Raw genomic sequence first — 17,863 nt, 5'->3', positions numbered from 1 at the left:
ACGGTGCTGACCGCAATTATCGACTACGGATCAGGCAATCTGCATTCTGCAGAGAAAGCCTTTCAACGCATGGCGAATGAGCTGGGCGCAGGCGAAGTCATCGTCACGGATCAACCTGATCAGATCGCCCGCGCTGACCGCATCGTCCTGCCGGGCGATGGGGCCTTTCCACATTGTCAAAACGCACTCTTCGGGCAGACCGGCATCGTCCATGCCATGCGCGACGCTGTAATCGACAAAGGGCGCCCCTTTTTGGGCATTTGCGTCGGCATGCAACTGATGGCCACTTGGGGCCGCGAATATGAGGACACCAAAGGGCTGGATTGGGTCAGCGGAGAGGTCGTTTTGATCGAACCCTCAGACCCTGCGCTCAAAGTTCCGCACATGGGTTGGAACGATCTGCAGATCACCAATCCGCACCCCGTGACCGACGGGATCGAGAGCGGCAATCATGCCTATTTCGTCCACAGTTACCACTTCCGTGTGGATGATCCGGCACAGCGCGTGGCCTATGTGGATTACGGCACCGACATCACCGCCATCATCGCCCGCGACAACATGGTCGGCATGCAGTTCCATCCAGAAAAAAGCCAGGAAACCGGATTAGGGATGATCGGTAACTTCCTGAACTGGAAACCATAACAGTCCACTACCCTTAGGCCTCAATGGTGATCTTTACCTTGAACAGAGCGGCATTTATGCCTTGGGAATGGACGATGGTCGATACGTCGCAATCCACCAAACATTGCCATTCGGGTCCTTCACGCCAGCCATTCGATCACCATGCGGCCGGTCATTCGGCTCCATAAGACTTTCCGCACCCGCCAATAGGGACGCACGGTAGTTCGCATCTGCATCCTCGACAAACAGATGCATCTGTGACTGAGTTTCCGGATAGTCTTCCGAACTGTCATTCAACATGACGATTGCCGTACCAATACGCATTCTCGCGTGTTGAACCCGGCCATTGTCGTATCGGTTTATCACGACAACCGATGCTTCAAACGCCGCCGTTAAGAACGCCATAAACTTATCTGCACCGTTGACCGTAAAGTATGGTGCAACCGAACTGTACCCGTCTGGAGTGTTGCTTTTGTTTATCATTTCCACTCACCACCCTTGTTCGCGCCAAGGTAACATCAAGGGCGGACACAAGCGAAGCCATAGGGCATAAGTGACAGAGCAATTTCTTTGCGACATGTTGATCAAAAATTCGCACCCCATGTCCGGCGTGCTCATCCAAGCGGCAAGCCAGGGTCGGTCATTTCAATGCTTTTACGCCGCGAGACACTCGCCCACCAATTGGAAAGCTCGGAAAAGTTGCCCACCGCGTCCGCTGCTTCGGGCGATTGGATGAAGTACGCCATCATCGGTGCAAGGTGACAATCAGCAAGAGTGAAATGCCGACCGTTGAGAACCTGGCCCTCTGCAGCGATGGAATTCAAGGCGGCCAAAACAGACCGCGACGCTGTCATACCCGCTGCAACCTCGATGTCTTCACCAATCTCTCCGACTGCCGGGCGAAACACGCGATGTGAAAAGACCTGTCTAATCATGGGGCGGTAGCCATAATTATCAATAATCGAAACAACTTGCGCCACCCGCGTCTGCGGTTCGGCCCCGACCGGCAAAAGGCTTGGGCCATCGAAGGCGGCATCAATGTATCGCGTTATCGCAGACGTTTCATAGATCTCGAACGCCCCGTGGCGTAGAACTGGAACGCGACCAAACGGATGGCGTTTAAGGTAGTCTGCCGGCATTTCGGCTGCGAAAGGATCAACCTCTTCTCTTTCATAGGCAACGCCCTTTTCGTGCAACGCCACCCGCGCGATACGATTGTACACGCTGAATTCATAGCCACACAATTTTACAGGTCTGGTCATGCGTTGACGTTAGCCATCACACCCCTGAACGGGAAGAGAAATATGGAAACAGCTAGTTCCTACTCCACCCTTACCCACGTCTGCCCGGAACAGATCAGCCCACCGGCCACACAGCCCCGCAGGCGTACGGAATCCCCATTCAGGCGCATTTTTCCGACATATATTTTGTCATTCGACGGTCGCCAGACTTTGCCGCGATATTCGCCCTCTCCCTTGGGCACCATATCGATCACCAATTGCTTGCCGATATCGGCACCCTGAAATTCTCCATCAATATCAAAGGTTCGCGCGATGATCCCGCAAAACGCCTGCCCACAGGGTGACATTTCGATAATCGCATAGAATCCATCATCGACCTCAGTCTGCCAGTTGCCCTCAATCGGGTCAGCCAAGACCGGTGCACCGACCAGAATCAACCCAGCCAAAACTGCCGAAAATCTCATCTCTGCTCTCCATCTGTTTTGCGACTGTATTGTGACGGTGACAGATTCTCGCGCAAGCGTGACGTTGGGTTGAAACCGGGCTTTGCAATTTCCTGCCGGTCATGCCAAAGAGCGCCAACCAAGACATTCAGGAAAAATCGCCATGATCCTCTACCCCGCCATCGATTTGAAAGACGGCAACTGCGTGCGCCTTTACAAGGGCGAAATGGATCAGGCGACCGTTTTTAATGACAATCCCGCCGCACAGGCACGCGCCTTTCAGGACGCCGGTTGTGAATGGTTGCATCTGGTCGATCTGAACGGTGCTTTTGCGGGCGAGCCGGTAAATGGCGCAGCGGTAGAGGCAATCCTGGCCTCCATAGATGTTCCGGCCCAACTGGGCGGCGGCATCCGTGATATGGCCACGATCGAGGCCTGGCTGCAAAAGGGGCTGGCCCGTGTGATACTGGGCACCGTTGCTGTGGAAAATCCCGATCTGGTGCGCCAGGCTGCACGCGCTTTCCCGGGCCAGGTCGCCGTCGGCATTGACGCTCGCGATGGCCGTGTTGCCACCAAAGGCTGGGCCGAAGAAACCGATGTCATGGTCACCGATCTGGCCCGCTCGTTCGAGGATGCCGGCGTCGCCGCGATCATTTACACCGACATCAACCGCGATGGCGCCATGCAGGGCCCGAATGTCCAGGCAACCGCCGTTCTGGCCAAGGCCGTATCAATCCCGGTGATTGCCTCTGGCGGGGTATCATCACTGGATGACCTGCGCGCGCTGAAAAACAGTGATGCATCGCTGGATGGTGCGATTTCCGGTCGGGCGCTCTATGATGGTGCGATTGATCTGGCAGAGGCGTTGCGCGTTTTGAAAGGCGATGCATGAACAATCGCCACCTGACATTGCTGGGCGGTGTTTTGCTCTTTATCGGCTGCCTGCCTTTTCTGTTGATGGGGTTGGGCATGATCCTGTCGGTGACCAGCGGCTGTGGCGAGGTCATTACCAGCGGGTCTGATCCATCCTGTCAGCACAATCATACTGAAACAGGCAGCCGGATCGCCAATCTGATGTTTGCTGGAATCTATGTTCCCATCAGCGTGCCCTTGGGCATGATCGGGGCGATCCTTTTGTGGATCTCCAGAAAGCGCCGCAAACAAATCTAACTCTGGATTGAGATTTCGACCAAACCCGTGCATATCACTCTTGAACCAGTCGGAGCTCACAAATGCTGAAAACCCGGATCATCCCCTGCCTTGATGTGGCCGAGGGCCGCGTCGTCAAGGGCGTGAATTTCGTCGATCTGGTCGATGCCGGTGATCCGGTGGAAAGCGCCCGCGCCTATGACGCTGCTGGCGCGGATGAGATCTGTTTTCTCGACATCAAGGCGACACATGAAAACCGTGGCACCATGTTCGATGTGGCCCGGCGCACGGCGGAGCAATGTTTTGTTCCCTTAACTGTGGGCGGTGGCGTGCGCACGGCAAAAGATGTGCGCGATCTACTTTTGTCGGGGGCCGACAAAGTCAGTTTCAACTCCGCCGCTGTCGCCAACCCGGATGTGGTGTCAGAGGCCGCCAATCAGTTTGGCAGCCAATGTATCGTCGTGGCCATCGACGCCAAAACCGTGAGCGACGGCAAGTGGGAGATTTTCACCCATGGCGGTCGCCGCGCCACTGGGATCGACGCCGTGGATTTTGCCAAAACCGTCGTGGCCAAAGGGGCTGGTGAGATCCTGCTCACCTCCATGGATCGCGACGGCACCCGGGCTGGCTTCAACCTGCCCCTGACTCGCGCCATTTCTGACGCGGTGAATGTGCCGGTAATCGCCTCTGGCGGAGTTGGCACACTGGATCACCTTGTCGAAGGCGTCACCGAGGGTGGCGCCGCCGCTGTTTTGGCCGCTTCGATCTTTCACTTTGGCGACTACACCATCCGCGAGGCCAAGGAACACATGGCCAATGCGGGCATCCCGATGAGGCTGGAATGAGCATTCTTGACGATCTCTACACAACCATCTCCGCCCGCAAGTCAGCTGACCCAGACAGCAGTTGGACCGCCAAACTTTTTTCCAAAGGCCCCGAAAAATGTGCCGAAAAATTTGGTGAAGAGGCGGTAGAGGCCATCATCGCCGCGGTCAAGGATGACAAGACCGAATTGACGGCAGAGGCCGCAGATGTGCTTTATCACTTGCTGGTTATGCTGGCGGCGCGGGATGTGTCTTTGGATGATGTCATGGCGGAGCTTGCGCGGCGTCAGGGCCAGTCCGGGATTGCGGAAAAGGCCGCGCGCCCCAAAACCTGACCTCCTTTTTCCTTTCGCCCCAAATACCTCGGGGTGAATTGGCCCGCAGGGCCAAGAGGGGCAGCGCCCCTCAAGCGATGTGCAGATTGACCCGCCTGTTCTGCTTGCCCTTCTTTTCGACCTTGCCCAACCTGACCGGGCCAATTTCTGCCGTGCTGCTCACATGCGTGCCGCCACAGGGTTGCAGATCGATGGGGTTTTCGCTCGGTCCGATCCGAACCAATCTCACATGTCCTGCCCCCATGGGCGGTTTGACCGACATGGTCTTGACCAGACCCGGATTGGCGGCAAGTTCTTCGTCGCTGATCCAGCTCTCGGAAACCCTCAAATCCTGTGCGATCAGGTCGTTCAATTGAGCCTCTATCGCCTCTTTGTTCTCCAGCGCATCCGGCATATCGAAATCCAAACGCCCCTTTTCGGCACTGATTGACCCGCCTGTCACCGACAGGGGTATCACGACAGACAACAGGTGCAACGCCGTGTGCACCCGCATATGGCGGTGCCGGCGTTCCCAATTCAGCGACTGTGTCACGATCTGGCCGGGTTTTGGCATTTTCGATGGCTCTGCCGGGACAAGAACGATATCGTCGCCGTCCCCTTTGACCGCTGTGGCGATTTCAAGCTGGTGACCATCCCATGCCACCCAGCCTGCATCACCGGGCTGACCGCCCCCTGTCGGATAGAAAATAGAGGCATCCAACACGATGCCACCCTCATCCGTGTGGCTTTTGACCACCGCTGCCGCCTCCCGCAGATAGGCATCCGAACGAAACAGTGTATCGGTCATTCTGACCCCCCATCATTGGCCGCGTCAGAGGCATCGCGCGCCGTCGGATTGGCCTGAGCGCGCGGCCCGGAGTGAGTTTCCCCGGAGGAAACGGATTTGGGTGCACCATCGGCCATGCGCAGCCAGACATCTTGTTGCGGGAATGGGATGGAGATGCCCGCCTCCTCAAAGCGGCGGACGATTTCATGGTTCATGTCCGACAGCGCGCTCATGATCCAGTTTACATCTCGCAGATAGGCGCGAATTTCAAAATCCAGACTGCTGGCCCCCAAACCCCGGAAAATCACACTTGGCTCCGGTTCGGTGACGACCAGTGGGTGCGCCTGCGCAATCTCCATCAGGATGGTTTCGACCAGCCTCGTATCCGTGCCATAGGCCACGCCAACGGGCACAATGACGCGTCCGATATCGTTGCCTTTGGTGACATTCTTGACCACGCCGGAAATCAGGTCGGCATTGGGGATGATCAGATCGGCCTGATCAAAGGTCTCGATCCGCGTGGAGCGAACAGAAATATCGCGTACATAGCCCGCCTGCCCCGAAACCTCGATCCAATCGCCCTCGGAAATGGGGCGTTCTATCAGCAGGATAATCCCTGAAACAAAATTCGAAACGATGGTTTGCAGTCCGAACCCGATGCCCACTGACAGGGCACCAGCAACAATTGCCAGCGATGACAGATCAATCCCCGCCCCGGTGATCGCCACCACAGCCGCCAGAAAAATACCCGTATATCCGGCGCCAACAACGATCGCATTGCGCCCACCCGCATCGAGCTTTGTTTTGGGCAGAACTGAATTGCGCAGGCTGCTCTGGACCAATCGGGTCGCCACATACCCGACGCTGAAAAGCACGGCAAAGGTGACAAAGTTCGCCGGCGAAATCTGCACGTCCCCAATGGACACACCGTCGATGAACCGGGCCCACCAATCCCAAAGCGTGGACGTTCTGACCCCCCAGATCAGCGCAAATCCGGGAAGGCTGGCCAAGGTAAAGACAAACCTCACCAGGACCGAGGATAACGGCTCACTATCCTCTTTCGATGCCGACACCAGTTCGAACAAAACGGTGATCAAACGGTGCAGAATTTTCAGAAATGCCAGCAATGCCAACGATTGCGCTGTCGAAAACACCAGCATGGATCCCAGCGACAGATACCCGATCGCCGCCAACACCACGCCGATGCTGGCCGCCGTGATCACCAGCCACGACATCCCATTGCCGATCCGGGCCCAGATTTGTTGCGCTTCCTGGTTTTGGCCAAAATGCCGTCGCAGCAATTGCCCCAACCGCAGCAAGGCGATCGCCTCGATCACCAGCAGGATGAAATTCGCAACCACAAGTGAAACCGGTGCGACGCTGCTCCATCCGGACATCGGTTCAATCAACAGCTTTACGCCCAAAGTCGCCCCAAGAACGGCACTGGCGACTCGGCCACCATGATTTTCAATCTCGTTCAGTTGCAGATAGGGCTGATCGGTATCTTGCTTGGGAAAGATCCTGATCCCCAGCCATCGCGCGATCAGAAATGCCAGCGCCGCACCAGGCACGGCCGCGATCACCCCGCTAAGGTGAAAACCCGTGACCCCGCTTTGCCGCAAGGCGTGGACCAGCACCATCACCCCGGCAAAGGGCAGCAAAACCTTACCGGTCGAGAAGATAAAGCTTAACAGGCGAAATACCGGTTGCTGACGCCGCTTTCGGGCAACCGCGACCGCCCGTTCCGACCAGACATGCCCGCGCCCGATCAACACCGCTGATATCAACAACAATACCAACGCCAGCGGCAGTCGATCACGAAATGCTCGCCGCTCTGTCGCATTGGAAAACACGGCCGTGAACTCTGATCGCAAGATCACCCCGACTTGGGACATGGTTGAAATAAGCGATGACCAATGCGGCGGGTTAAGTGGCGAATACCCCAGCCGCAGCAATGCATCGGCTTGACGGGTCCGCAGGACTGCATCCAGTTCTGCGATCAATCCATCCGCCTGCTGAAAAGCTTCCTGGGCTTGCACCAGGGGTAATCGCATTCGTGCTAACTGATCGGAAAGCACCACCCGGCGTTCGGCAATTTCGCGCGGCTCTGTTCCTTCCTCAGCGACGGGCCCCAATGCATCAAGCTGATCTTGTAGGGTTTTTTCGCGCAGCTGATCACCACTTTGCGCGGCTTGAAAATCCTGGCGCCAACCAACCATTTCGATGCGCAGTGTTTCAAGCGCTGCGTCAGAGGCACGATCAGCGTCAATGGCCCGCTGTGCCCGGTCAACAACCTTGTCCCAATTCGCATAGTCCGGCGTTGCCTCCTCTGCGCTTTGTGCAACAGCAGGTCGCAGATCAAAGGCAATTTCTGCCAGCCCCGATAAACAAACGAGGCAAACCAGAAGAGACGCGAATACCCTCCGCATCAATCCTCAAATACTGATGGGATCTGCGCGGTCGGACGATCCAGCCATTCCGGTACTGGCAGCCCTTTTTCACGCAAGAAGGCCGGGTTGAACATCTTGGATTGATAGCGGTTGCCGTAATCGCACAGGATGGTGACGATCCGATGGCCCGGGCCCAGATCTTTCGCCAACCGGATCGCGCCGGCCACGTTGATACCGGTCGATCCACCCATGATCAGGCCTTCTTCCGACAGCAGATCAAAGGCAACTGGCAGGGCCTCCTCATCTGGTACGCGGTAGGCATAATCAACACTCAGCCCTTCAAGGTTGGCGGTGATACGGCCCTGACCGATCCCTTCGGTAATCGAGGTCCCCTCTGCCACCATCTCGCCCTTGGCATAATAGTTGTAAAGCGCCGCGCCCCCGGGATCGGCAATGCCGATTTTCACATTCGGATCACACTCACGCAGGGCATGGGCCACACCGGCCAATGTGCCACCGGATCCAACAGCACAGATAAACCCGTCAATCTTTCCACCCATCTGGTCCCAGATTTCCGGGCCAGTGGTTTCAATGTGGGCCTGACGGTTGGCCACATTGTCAAACTGGTTCGCCCAGATCGCACCATTAGGTTCGGTTTTGGCCAATTCTTCGGCCAACCGCCCGGAATAGCGGACATAGTTGTTTGGATTTTTGTAAGGAACCGCCGGAACCTGAACCAATTCTGCGCCGCACAGACGCAACATATCTTTCTTTTCCTGGCTTTGGGTTTCGGGAATCACAATCACGGTCTTGAACCCCATCGCCGCCCCAACCAGCGCCAAACCGATACCGGTGTTTCCGGCTGTGCCTTCGACAATCGTGCCACCGGGTCTCAGCGCCCCGCGCGCGACGGCATCGCGAATGATATATAGCGCTGCGCGATCCTTCACGGATTGTCCGGGATTTAAAAATTCGGCTTTTCCGTAAATTTCACATCCGGTCTCTTCACTGGCTTTTCCAAGACGGATCAGGGGTGTGTTGCCGATCGATTCCACCAGATCATTACAGATGCGCATGTCAGTACAGTTCCTTCCTATTTCGCCCTGTGTAGGACGCTGTTCGGCGGAACTCAAGCACCTGCGCGCAAACGATCACGATGCCGTGCCAACCACAGTGCACAAATCATCAGCGGGCCTGCTTTGATCACCCCGCCATCGACCCGTTCCATCAATACGTCAAAGTCAAGGATATGGCTTTTGATATCTTCACCTTCATCAAATACTCCACCAAAACCAGAGCGAACCTCTGACAAATCGCACAACCCCAAAAAGCAGTGATATCGTTCGTTGGTCAGCCCGGGCGAGGGATAAGAGATGCCAATCCGCTCAAGGCTGCCGAGCTCCAACCCCGCTTCTTCGCAGGATTCGCGAATGGCTGCCTGCTCGGCGGTTTCACCCCGATCGATACGACCGGCCACGGGCTCCAATATCCATGGGGATGGATCACTGTGCAAAAATGGCCCGGGACGAAACTGTTCCAACAACAGCACTTGGTCCAGAACCGGATCATACGGCAACAGAATCGCCGCATCCATCGACACCAGTATTTCGCGATGCAGCACAGAAGATGTTTCGCCATCAAATCGACGATGCCGCAGGGCGACCTCGTCCAGCGCATAAAATCCATCATGCCTACGCCTGTAGGATCTGACATCGACATCTTTCAACCCCATGGAAGACGGGTCTGATTCAATCGGTCCTGCAGGCAACTTGTATGTGCGACCGGCCAGCATCGTCAGCATGTGCAGACGTGTTGGGACATCGCTGACCGCAAGATGGCCATATACGTCCATCAACCCGCGCGCGGCAATCCGCATGTCATCGATATCGGGGCTTGCGTCAGGATCCACTCCACCCGAAACAGGAATTTCCTCTGCCCGCCAGATCAGACAGTTTTCAGAGTTTTTACCGACATCAGCATTTACCCAGTACCCAGGATTGGAAGACAGGTAAAACTCTAGACGGTCCTTCTCTGCCGCTTTGACGGTGATCAGGTGTCCTGCAGCGAATTTATCTGGATCTGCGGGTATCAGGCACTCTACCCCGGTCTGCCCGCCAAATGCCTGCCAGCCATACAGCCGTAATACCGACGCTGCACCGACGCTTTGCATACGGCCCAAAACAGCCGTCAAAACGGCCTCATCCACGAGCGGCCCGGTCAGAAAAAGGGTGGAGGTCAATGTCGCGCGCCTGACTTTATTTGCCTATCTCCAGCGCGCAGCGGCAGAGCGCGCAATCAGCCCGCCCACCATTCCGCCAATCAACACCGTTGCCAAAACCTCTGCCGTGGCAACGATCATAAAGAATTTCCAAGCTTCCTCGATAACCCCGATCAGAGACTCAACGGCAGTTTCATAACGCTTACGCAGCGCGAGATCGACCATCTCCACCCCCGCATGGGAAAAGAGGGCCATCGCAAACCCCGCCACCGCCGTTGTCAGGCCTGCACCGATCGCATTTCGAAATGTCCCCTTGGCCCGCGGCCCCAAAATAAACCAACCAGCCACCAAACCTGCAGCAACATTGATGTTTGTGAAATGGCCCAAGCCGCCTTGTTGCGGTAGCAATGGGATGACAATGCTCGACAGGTAAAATCCCAGGCCAGCGAAATAAATTGCTCCGATTAAACGCGCAGCTGTAAACATGATTACACTCGATTTTTATACCTCAGGCGCGATTTTAGCCTACTTTAAGCCCAAAAGCAGCAAGGTTTCAGCGTTGGGCATCCATAAGTCTGATCCGGCGGTGTAGGATTGCAACGCCTGAATTTCAAAACAGACCGGTGGAAATTGCCGCAAACGCGACGCCGGTCTAGATCACTTGGTCCAACGCAGTGATCAATTGGGCGATTTCGTCTTCATGCGTGTAATGCAAGAAACTCAACCTGAGCACCCCCGTATCGGTGTTTATCCCCAGCGCTGACAGGGGACGCACTGCATAAAAATCGTCGCGCCCTGCCATAATTCCATGTTCGGCCAAGCGGGCTGTTTCATCGCCGCGAACGTCATCCAGAGCCACCGCAACCGTCGGCGCCCGGAGCGCTGCATCACGTGGCCCCAACAGATGCAAATTGTTGCGCTGCGCCAGATAGTCCAGCAAGGGTTGCTGCAGTTTGGTTTCACGCGCACGCATCAGATCATGAACCGAAGCCATCCGTTCAGAAGCGGACGCATTGTTCGTCCCCGCCTTAACGTGATGATCATAAAGCGCATCAATATAATCAGCGATCCCTGCGCAGGCGGCAACTTGCGCGTGATCGGGCCCCGCTGGCGTATATCGCATGTATCGAACCCCTGCATTGAAATAATGCCCCTGATTGGGCAGCAGGTCCGCCAAGGTCCGTCGCACCACCATGATCCCCTGATGCGGACCGTAGGTTTTGTAAGATGAAAACAGATAGATATCGGCGCCCAATTGACCAACATTGGGCAAGCCATGCGGGGCGTAACTTACCCCGTCGACACAGGCAAAAGCGCCCACAGAATGCGCCAGGTCGCAGATGTCTTTTACCGGATTGATTTCGGCGATGACGTTGGAACAATGTGGAAAACACACAAGCTTTGTCCGTTCATCGAGATGGGTTTTCAGCTCCTCCAGTTCCAGACGCCCGCTATCGGCGTTTAACGCCCATTCGCGCACTTCTATTCCGTCATCCGCCAGCCGGCGCCAGACACCCGAATTTGCCTCGTGATCCTGATTGGTGACCACAATCGCATCGCCAGGTTTCAACATGCCCCTAAATGCTTGCGCCAAGACATAGGTGTTCTGGGATGTTGATGGTCCAAAGCTCAGCTCGTCTTCTTCCACCCCCAACATCGCGGACAAGCGCGTTCTGGCTTCGTCCATTTCTTCACCAGCAAGTCGCGAAGCATTGTTGGCCTCATCGGGTTGAACCTTGCGCTGATGATAGAACCGCATCAGACGATTGATCACTTGTGAACAGGTATAACTGCCACCGGCATTTTCAAAAAATGCCTGTCCCGCAAGCTCTGGCTCACTGAAAGCGGGGAACTGCCCGCGAACAAATTCCACATCGAGCGAGGTCAGTTTGCTCATGCCTTCAATCTCCTTAATACTTCTCGCGGATGAGAGGACCAAGTCGCGTCAAATTGCAAGCCCCGCTTGTCAAACTTTCCATACTCTGGAACCTCGATATTTGAGCGGTCGCGCTTTGGTCTATCCGCGACATTGGCATGGGAGCAACAATATACCCCGAAGCAAACCACATGTTGTGCCTACACACGTGTCGATATACTATAAAAAGGAAACTGAAATGCGCTTAAGAAAAATATAATTGCTCAAATGTCGCTTTTCTTCCACTGTGCGACGCACATGTGCAGGCAAGCAACGGAGCCATCAACAAACTCGCCGGATGAGGACAACGCGCACATTCATCACCACCAATAACAATAATAACATCCGTTGCTGACAGTAACGTCCTCGACTTGCGAAACAGACTCAGGGAAGAGAAATGAGTATCAAACCGCCGTTTACCGAAGTGGAGATTCCGAAAGCTCCATCAGGATTTTATGAAAACAACAGTGTGCCCATTGCATTGATCAGTAAATCGATCATGGTCGCGCTCGTCCTGTGGGCACTGATCTTTCCAGGCAATGCCAACAGCACACTTGGCAGCTGGAACAGCAGCTTGCTGAACATCTTTAACCAATTCTACATCATCATCGTAGGATTGTTTGCATTCTTTCTGTTTGTCATCGCGGCCTTGCCTTCGACAGGTAAGCGTTTGATGGGCAAACCCGGAGAGGGAACAGAGTTTTCGAATTTCTCATGGTTCTCCATGATGTTTGGTGCCGGTCTAGGCGTGGGCCTGATGGTCTTTGCAACTGCAGAGCCTCTGGGCCTGTGGGGCTCAAACCCTGTTGTGATTGCAGGTGACGTCACCGGCAATACCGAAGAAGCACTTCAATCAGGGTATCGCTTCACATTTGCTCACTACGGCTTTCATGCATGGGCGATCTATGTCGTAACAGGCTTGTCCTTGGCATACTACGCCTACACGCGCGATATGCCGCTGACGATCCGTTCGGCCTTGACCCCACTGCTGGGCAAACTGGTCAACGGCCCGGTTGGACATATCGTAGACGTCCTGGGCGTTGTCGCAACGATCCTGGGTGTTTCGGTTACCATCGGCTTTGGTGTCAGCCAATTCATCGACGGTGTGTACGCCATCACTGGTATGGAATGGGTCATGGATATGACTGGTGACGTCCCGACACCATCCAAGGTTGGTCTGGTATCAGGTCTGCTCGTGATCATGGGTCTGTCGATCATTTCGGCTGTCTCCGGTGTTGGCCGCGGCGTTAAGTACCTGTCAAACCTGAACCTGGTTCTGTCGCTGATCCTGTTGTTGACATTTGTGATTTTTGGCTCGTTCCTGTTCGCGATGACCACATACGCAACAGCGCTGATCGATTATATCATCAACTTCATCTCGATTAGCTTCAATGCATTCGGCCCGCTTAGCGAAGCTGATTTTGCGGCATCCCTGCCAGCAGCAGCGCAACCATTCGCCGGCGAACTGTACGGTGGCGCAACCAACCCATGGATGGCATGGGCCGGTTCTGATGGCTTTGCAGGCTTCAAGTCTGGTCTTGAAGGTGGAGCTGCGGAACTGGACGAAGCCACGCTGGCTGCAGTTTACGAAGCCGGCAACCAAGGCCGTCAGTTCGGCTGGCAAGCTGGTTGGACAACCTTCTACTGGGCTTGGTGGATTGCGTTCTCGCCTTTCGTTGGTCTGTTCCTTGCTCGTATCTCTCGCGGTCGTACGGTTCGTGAATTCATCCTGGGCTGTGTCTTTGCACCGGCACTGGTGTGTTTCGCCTGGATGACCATCCTGGGCGGCACGGCAATTGATCTGGAACTGTCAGGTGCGGCTGAAGGCGCGATCATTGGTGCCTCTAACACTAACAAACTGTTTGCGACGCTTGCCTTCATGATCGAGGGCGGATTTCTGCAAGGCATAACCATCATGTGTGTGGTTTTGATCATGACATTCCTGGTCACATCTGCTGACTCCGGTATTCTTGTTATGAACACCATCATGTCTGGTGGCAGCCAGGAAACCGGTATCAAGCACCGCATCATCTGGGGTCTGATCCTGACCGCGGTGATCGGTACGCTGATTGTGGCGGCAGGTGAAAACAACCCGATGGATGCGCTGAAAAACGCAATGATCATCGGCGCCCTGCCCTTCACCATGGTTATGGGTCTGATGATGGCCTCATTGGCCAAGGCGCTCTATCGCGACAGCCTGCGTGACAAACATGGCGACGAACCTGCAAGTCAACCTGCAGAGTAATCGCTGACAAATAAAATAGAGCGGCGCCGCAATTTGCGGCGCCGTTTTCTTTTGTTCGGACCAGTTTTTTAATCAGGCGTTAACGTCAACAACCACCCGGCCCTGAACCTGACCGCTCAGGATATCGGCCCCCAACTGTGGAAGATCATCAAGCGTGGCAGGCCGGATCATTGCCTCCAACTTATCCATCGGCAAATCCCGCGCGACACGCTGCCATGCCCGCACCCGGTTGTCATAGGGTTGCAGAACACTGTCGATCCCCAACAGGTTCACCCCGCGCAACAGGAACGGAATGACGGTCGCAGGCAAGACTGCCCCACCTGCGAGCCCAACCGCGGCAACAGATGCACCATATTTCATCTGCCCCAACACCCGCGCCAGCATCGTACCGCCCACGGCATCAACGCAGCCGGCCCAGGATTCGCTCTCCAGCGGGCGTTTTGTGGTTTCGTTCAATTCTTCCCGTGGCACGATCTGTGTGGCGCCCAGTTCACGCAGATAATCTGCAGACTCTGGCCGCCCTGTTACGCCCGCGACCTCATACCCCAAATTGGCAAGGATGGCCGTGGCAACAGATCCAACACCACCGGCAGCGCCCGTCACCAGCACTTGCCCGTGTCCCGGCTCCATACCGTGATCCTCTAGCGCCATGATTGCCAGCATCGCGGTGAAACCTGCTGTCCCGACCGCCATCGCCTGTCGTGTCGTCAGCCCGTCTGGCAATGGCACCAGCCAGTCCGCGCGAACATTAGCTTTCTGCGAATAGCCGCCCCAGTGGGCCTCACCCACACGCCATCCGGTCAGCACCACCTTGTCACCGGGTGCATAGCGATCATCACTGCTGGCCTCTACGGTACCGGCAAAATCAATACCCGGAATATGCGGGTAGCTGCGCACCAACCCGCCTCCGGGCCCCAGGCACAAACCATCCTTGTAGTTGACAGTTGAATATTCCACTGCGACCGTCACCTCAGTTTCTGGCAGATCGCTTTCGCTAATCTCTTTTACAGCGGCGCTGGTTTTCCCGCCTTCATCCCTATCGACGACAACTGCACGTATCATGGCAAATCTCATTTCCTATTAATCGATGAATCACAGCGGTATGGTGGCTGCTTCTCAACCAGTGTATGACAGGGTGATGAGTTCGGAAAGTCAATTGTCTGACATTTAAATGAATATGAAACAAAACATACCTCCCCAGGATCTGTCTATTCAGATCGCAGAAGACATTAAGTCTGCAATCGTCGAAGGGCGGCTGAATGTAGATGACCGCCTGCCGTCGGAGGCAGAATTGTCTGCACGTTTCAACGTTTCGCGCCCCACAGTGCGCGAGGCGTTAAAGCGATTGGCCGCGCAAAACCTGATCCGCACCCGGCGTGGCGCATCGGGCGGCGCCTTTGTGAACCGGTTGCGCTATGAGGAAGCCTACAGCCAACAGGTCACCACCTCGATCCTTCTGCTGTCGATGAACGAGGTCAAATTTGAAACAGCGTGCGAGGCGCGATTTGCACTGGAACGTTCCTGCGTCCGGCTTTCGGCGGAACGTCGCACCACCGACCATCTGGCAACGATGCGGGCGGAAGTGTACCGGCAGGCGCAGCCCGGGCTTTCTGATGAGGCATTCTGCACCTCTGATGTGGCCTTTCACCGTGCGCTTGTCGACGGTGCGGGCAACCCGATTTTGTCCTATCAATTGGCTGGCGCCATAGAGGCGATCGAACCCCTGATGAATATGCTGACATTCACGCAACGCGATCGGGACGTCATCGTGGATCTGCATGCAAAAATCGCGGATGCGCTAGAAGCCCGGAACGCCGATCAGGTAATTTCCCATCTGGATGAACTTTCCGCCTACACAGTTCAATTATTCAACGAGGTCGCCTTGCAAAAATCTCGGGGCGCATCGGGGAATTAATACGCGCAGCATAAAGCTTGCCTCTTTTCATTCACCCTCAGACTGCTTACATTCGTCCTGTTCCCTCGGGGACTATGGACATAAACGCGCTCGTAATAAGCGGATCGGACCCGGGGGCGGTACCCGGCGTCTCCACCAAAATCCTTCATTTGGGGATCATGGGGACGAAACAGGATCGACGAACGTCTAAAGGGGTTAGCTTTGTCCCGGTGAGTTACCACCGTTATCGGTACACTTAAGCTAGTTGCAAATGACAACAAAGCTCCGGTTGCTCTCGCTGCTTAATGCAGTGCGAAAAGCCGAAATCTAAGCCCTGACGCCTAGCAGTGTCAGGCGGGGTTCGCAGGCACCTGGCAACAGAAGCCTGCACTTTCCCAAATGCCAAACGGATGTGATTTGCCTTGCGTGACAAACCGCGTACCCTTGGGGAATGAAAATCTGGTTGGGAATTCTCTTCACTTTGGGAACCAGCGTACGAGCTGCCCTTGGCTGTGAGCTCGCGTTAGTGGTCGCACTGGATGTGTCGCGGTCGGTCGATAAGTTCGAATACCGGCTGATGCGTAACGGCATTGGTGCCGCGTTTCTAGATCAGGATGTAGTGGATATTATCTCAGCCCTACCGGGTGGTGTGATGGTAACTGTGACCCAGTGGGGTGGCGAGGGTCAACAACGCCAAGCCATCGGGTGGCGGCATCTGAATGATCTGGAAACAACACTGAATTTCGTCGAAACCTTCACCCAGATTGATCGGGGCTATTGGATGGCTGATACATCCGTATCTGGCGCCTTACTTCATGCCGATCTTCTCCTCCAGGATCCGCGCGCCGACTGCAGACGAAAGGTCATTGATGTCTCGGGCGATGGCATTTCCAATTCAGGACCAGATGTTGCGCCAATTGCTGTGGCTGTAGAGGCAAGAGGCGTCACCGTAAACGGGCTGGTCATTTCAGGGGCCAAGCCTGATCCGGTCGCTTACTTCGTGACCAATGTCATCGGTGGGCCTGGCGCGTTTGTCGAAGTCGCAGATAACTATCACAATTATGAATTGGCGATGAGGCGTAAACTGCTGCGTGAACTAACGCCCAATTTGTCGTTGAACCGAAAAACGGACCAAGCGCAATACAGCTATCTCACCAATGTTGATTGAGCTGAACCACCCACCCAAAGGCGCGGGAATCCTTTGCCCAAAATCCTGCAAATTCACCGCTTTCGGCCTCTTCCCTTCGCGCCGGAATCCCGTATGCTGAACCCGTGATTTGAACAGAGGCTATTACGCTATGTCGAACTCTATCGACTATGGAAATTTGATGCATGACGCCATGCGACAGCTCATCCAAAAGGTTCTGAGTGACGTGGCCGCGGATGGATTGCCGGGAGAGCATCATTTTTTCATCACATTCGACACGATGCACCCCGATGTGAACATCGCAGATTGGCTTTCAGATCGCTATCCCGGTGAAATGACCATCGTCATGCAACATTGGTTCGACGATCTGGATGTCACGGACGAAGGATTCACCGTCACCCTGAACTTTGGGGATCATCCCGAAACGCTCTATATTCCTTACGAGGCAATCATCACCTTTGTCGATCCATCCGTGGAATTCGGTCTGCGGTTTGAGATACACAGCGATGATGTTGACGAAGACGTTGCTGAGGCCCCGATGATCGTCGATGCCGAGGAAGAGCACAAAGACGCAGAAGTCGTCAGCCTCGATAGTTTCCGTAAATAATCACGCAATTTGCCGCATTGAAATCACGTTGAATTCTGAACTGCGGGCGGTATGAATGTGCAACCGCC

The 17,863-nt window shown here is 55.3% G+C and carries 19 protein-coding genes and 1 other RNA gene; 10 read left to right on the top strand and 10 right to left on the bottom strand.

Annotated features, from left to right (window positions below):
• Positions 1-3: 3 nt before the first annotated feature.
• Positions 4-642 (top strand): imidazole glycerol phosphate synthase subunit HisH, encoded by a 639-nt coding sequence (hisH, locus tag AC2D8P_RS13730; protein WP_484703353.1) that lies wholly within the window; start codon positions 4-6, stop codon positions 640-642.
• 54 nt (positions 643-696) lie between these two features.
• Here the strand turns inward: hisH and AC2D8P_RS13725 are convergent, their stop codons facing one another.
• From AC2D8P_RS13725 to AC2D8P_RS13715, 3 genes are all read right to left on the bottom strand, one after another.
• On the bottom strand, positions 697-1,104 hold the full coding sequence (locus tag AC2D8P_RS13725) for a VOC family protein (RefSeq protein ID WP_484703352.1): 408 nt from the start codon (positions 1,102-1,104) through the stop codon (positions 697-699).
• A gap of 131 nt (positions 1,105-1,235) precedes the next feature.
• On the bottom strand, positions 1,236-1,883 hold the full coding sequence (locus AC2D8P_RS13720; RefSeq protein WP_484703351.1) for a glutathione S-transferase family protein: 648 nt from the start codon (positions 1,881-1,883) through the stop codon (positions 1,236-1,238).
• A gap of 59 nt (positions 1,884-1,942) precedes the next feature.
• Entirely contained in the window at positions 1,943-2,326 is a 384-nt protein-coding gene (locus AC2D8P_RS13715; RefSeq protein WP_484703350.1) for a DUF2147 domain-containing protein, read from the bottom strand.
• Positions 2,327-2,468: 142 nt separating this feature from the next.
• Here AC2D8P_RS13715 and hisA point away from each other — a divergent pair, with 142 nt between their 5' ends.
• The 4 genes from hisA to AC2D8P_RS13695 all read left to right on the top strand — a co-directional run bounded on the left by hisA (position 2,469) and on the right by AC2D8P_RS13695 (position 4,613).
• Positions 2,469-3,197 carry a 1-(5-phosphoribosyl)-5-[(5-phosphoribosylamino)methylideneamino]imidazole-4-carboxamide isomerase gene (gene hisA / locus AC2D8P_RS13710; protein WP_484703349.1) on the top strand — a complete coding sequence of 243 codons (729 nt, stop codon included), beginning with the start codon at positions 2,469-2,471 and terminating at the stop codon, positions 3,195-3,197.
• Positions 3,194-3,475, top strand: coding sequence for a hypothetical protein (locus tag AC2D8P_RS13705; protein ID WP_484703348.1), 282 nt, complete (start codon positions 3,194-3,196; stop codon positions 3,473-3,475). The genes hisA and AC2D8P_RS13705 overlap by 4 nt, the downstream gene beginning before the upstream one ends.
• A gap of 62 nt (positions 3,476-3,537) precedes the next feature.
• Entirely contained in the window at positions 3,538-4,299 is a 762-nt protein-coding gene (hisF, locus tag AC2D8P_RS13700) for an imidazole glycerol phosphate synthase subunit HisF (RefSeq protein WP_484703347.1), read from the top strand.
• Positions 4,296-4,613: a phosphoribosyl-ATP diphosphatase gene (locus tag AC2D8P_RS13695; protein WP_484703346.1), complete on the top strand. Its 318-nt coding sequence runs from the start codon at positions 4,296-4,298 to the stop codon at positions 4,611-4,613. The genes hisF and AC2D8P_RS13695 overlap by 4 nt, the downstream gene beginning before the upstream one ends.
• Before the next feature lie 70 nt (positions 4,614-4,683).
• Here the strand turns inward: AC2D8P_RS13695 and AC2D8P_RS13690 are convergent, their stop codons facing one another.
• The 6 genes from AC2D8P_RS13690 to AC2D8P_RS13665 all read right to left on the bottom strand — a co-directional run bounded on the left by AC2D8P_RS13690 (position 4,684) and on the right by AC2D8P_RS13665 (position 11,884).
• Positions 4,684-5,400, bottom strand: coding sequence for an alanyl-tRNA editing protein (locus AC2D8P_RS13690; protein ID WP_484703345.1), 717 nt, complete (start codon positions 5,398-5,400; stop codon positions 4,684-4,686).
• Positions 5,397-7,808: a DUF3772 domain-containing protein gene (locus AC2D8P_RS13685; protein ID WP_484703344.1), complete on the bottom strand. Its 2,412-nt coding sequence runs from the start codon at positions 7,806-7,808 to the stop codon at positions 5,397-5,399. The genes AC2D8P_RS13690 and AC2D8P_RS13685 overlap by 4 nt, the downstream gene beginning before the upstream one ends.
• Positions 7,808-8,845 carry a cysteine synthase A gene (locus AC2D8P_RS13680; protein WP_484703343.1) on the bottom strand — a complete coding sequence of 346 codons (1,038 nt, stop codon included), beginning with the start codon at positions 8,843-8,845 and terminating at the stop codon, positions 7,808-7,810. The genes AC2D8P_RS13685 and AC2D8P_RS13680 overlap by 1 nt, the downstream gene beginning before the upstream one ends.
• Positions 8,846-8,898: 53 nt before the next feature.
• Positions 8,899-10,008 (bottom strand): NUDIX domain-containing protein, encoded by a 1,110-nt coding sequence (locus AC2D8P_RS13675; RefSeq protein WP_484703342.1) that lies wholly within the window; start codon positions 10,006-10,008, stop codon positions 8,899-8,901.
• Between the two features lie 24 nt (positions 10,009-10,032).
• Positions 10,033-10,473, bottom strand: coding sequence for a TrgA family protein (locus AC2D8P_RS13670; protein ID WP_484703341.1), 441 nt, complete (start codon positions 10,471-10,473; stop codon positions 10,033-10,035).
• A 166-nt stretch (positions 10,474-10,639) separates the two neighbouring features.
• Positions 10,640-11,884 (bottom strand): aminotransferase class V-fold PLP-dependent enzyme, encoded by a 1,245-nt coding sequence (locus AC2D8P_RS13665; protein WP_484703340.1) that lies wholly within the window; start codon positions 11,882-11,884, stop codon positions 10,640-10,642.
• 415 nt (positions 11,885-12,299) lie between these two features.
• Here AC2D8P_RS13665 and AC2D8P_RS13660 point away from each other — a divergent pair, with 415 nt between their 5' ends.
• The gene (locus AC2D8P_RS13660; protein ID WP_484703339.1) at positions 12,300-14,147 is read left to right on the top strand and encodes a BCCT family transporter; all 1,848 of its coding nucleotides are present in this window, start codon (positions 12,300-12,302) and stop codon (positions 14,145-14,147) included.
• Between the two features lie 72 nt (positions 14,148-14,219).
• Here AC2D8P_RS13660 and acuI read toward each other — a convergent pair whose 3' ends face one another.
• Complete coding sequence (acuI, locus tag AC2D8P_RS13655) at positions 14,220-15,209, bottom strand: acryloyl-CoA reductase (protein ID WP_484703338.1); 990 nt, start codon at positions 15,207-15,209, stop codon at positions 14,220-14,222.
• Between the two features lie 115 nt (positions 15,210-15,324).
• Between acuI and AC2D8P_RS13650 the strand changes: the two genes are divergently transcribed.
• From AC2D8P_RS13650 to AC2D8P_RS13635, 4 genes are all read left to right on the top strand, one after another.
• Positions 15,325-16,062: a FadR/GntR family transcriptional regulator gene (locus AC2D8P_RS13650; RefSeq protein ID WP_484703375.1), complete on the top strand. Its 738-nt coding sequence runs from the start codon at positions 15,325-15,327 to the stop codon at positions 16,060-16,062.
• Between the two features lie 20 nt (positions 16,063-16,082).
• Positions 16,083-16,433, top strand: a transfer-messenger RNA (tmRNA) gene (ssrA, locus tag AC2D8P_RS13645).
• 59 nt (positions 16,434-16,492) lie between these two features.
• Entirely contained in the window at positions 16,493-17,209 is a 717-nt protein-coding gene (locus AC2D8P_RS13640) for a DUF1194 domain-containing protein (protein WP_484703337.1), read from the top strand.
• A gap of 130 nt (positions 17,210-17,339) precedes the next feature.
• On the top strand, positions 17,340-17,795 hold the full coding sequence (locus AC2D8P_RS13635) for an SspB family protein (protein ID WP_484703336.1): 456 nt from the start codon (positions 17,340-17,342) through the stop codon (positions 17,793-17,795).
• The last annotated feature ends 68 nt before the right edge of the window (positions 17,796-17,863 follow it).

This window comes from Roseovarius sp. YIN77 (assembly GCF_057219155.1).
This window is presented reverse-complemented; position numbering and strand designations above follow the sequence as displayed.

What these genes read in the sequence shown, in the direction of transcription:
- AC2D8P_RS13725 (WP_484703352.1), bottom strand. Translation starts at nt 1,104, where the DNA reads ATGATAAACAAAAGCAACACTCCAGACGGGTACAGTTCGGTTGCACCA.
- AC2D8P_RS13720 (WP_484703351.1), bottom strand. Translation starts at nt 1,883, where the DNA reads ATGACCAGACCTGTAAAATTGTGTGGCTATGAATTCAGCGTGTACAAT.
- AC2D8P_RS13715 (WP_484703350.1), bottom strand. Translation starts at nt 2,326, where the DNA reads ATGAGATTTTCGGCAGTTTTGGCTGGGTTGATTCTGGTCGGTGCACCG.
- hisA (WP_484703349.1), top strand. Translation starts at nt 2,469, where the DNA reads ATGATCCTCTACCCCGCCATCGATTTGAAAGACGGCAACTGCGTGCGC.
- AC2D8P_RS13705 (WP_484703348.1), top strand. Translation starts at nt 3,194, where the DNA reads ATGAACAATCGCCACCTGACATTGCTGGGCGGTGTTTTGCTCTTTATC.
- hisF (WP_484703347.1), top strand. Translation starts at nt 3,538, where the DNA reads ATGCTGAAAACCCGGATCATCCCCTGCCTTGATGTGGCCGAGGGCCGC.
- AC2D8P_RS13695 (WP_484703346.1), top strand. Translation starts at nt 4,296, where the DNA reads ATGAGCATTCTTGACGATCTCTACACAACCATCTCCGCCCGCAAGTCA.
- AC2D8P_RS13690 (WP_484703345.1), bottom strand. Translation starts at nt 5,400, where the DNA reads ATGACCGATACACTGTTTCGTTCGGATGCCTATCTGCGGGAGGCGGCA.
- AC2D8P_RS13685 (WP_484703344.1), bottom strand. Translation starts at nt 7,808, where the DNA reads ATGCGGAGGGTATTCGCGTCTCTTCTGGTTTGCCTCGTTTGTTTATCG.
- AC2D8P_RS13680 (WP_484703343.1), bottom strand. Translation starts at nt 8,845, where the DNA reads ATGCGCATCTGTAATGATCTGGTGGAATCGATCGGCAACACACCCCTG.
- AC2D8P_RS13670 (WP_484703341.1), bottom strand. Translation starts at nt 10,473, where the DNA reads ATGTTTACAGCTGCGCGTTTAATCGGAGCAATTTATTTCGCTGGCCTG.
- AC2D8P_RS13665 (WP_484703340.1), bottom strand. Translation starts at nt 11,884, where the DNA reads ATGAGCAAACTGACCTCGCTCGATGTGGAATTTGTTCGCGGGCAGTTC.
- AC2D8P_RS13660 (WP_484703339.1), top strand. Translation starts at nt 12,300, where the DNA reads ATGAGTATCAAACCGCCGTTTACCGAAGTGGAGATTCCGAAAGCTCCA.
- acuI (WP_484703338.1), bottom strand. Translation starts at nt 15,209, where the DNA reads ATGATACGTGCAGTTGTCGTCGATAGGGATGAAGGCGGGAAAACCAGC.
- AC2D8P_RS13650 (WP_484703375.1), top strand. Translation starts at nt 15,325, where the DNA reads ATGAAACAAAACATACCTCCCCAGGATCTGTCTATTCAGATCGCAGAA.
- AC2D8P_RS13640 (WP_484703337.1), top strand. Translation starts at nt 16,493, where the DNA reads ATGAAAATCTGGTTGGGAATTCTCTTCACTTTGGGAACCAGCGTACGA.
- AC2D8P_RS13635 (WP_484703336.1), top strand. Translation starts at nt 17,340, where the DNA reads ATGTCGAACTCTATCGACTATGGAAATTTGATGCATGACGCCATGCGA.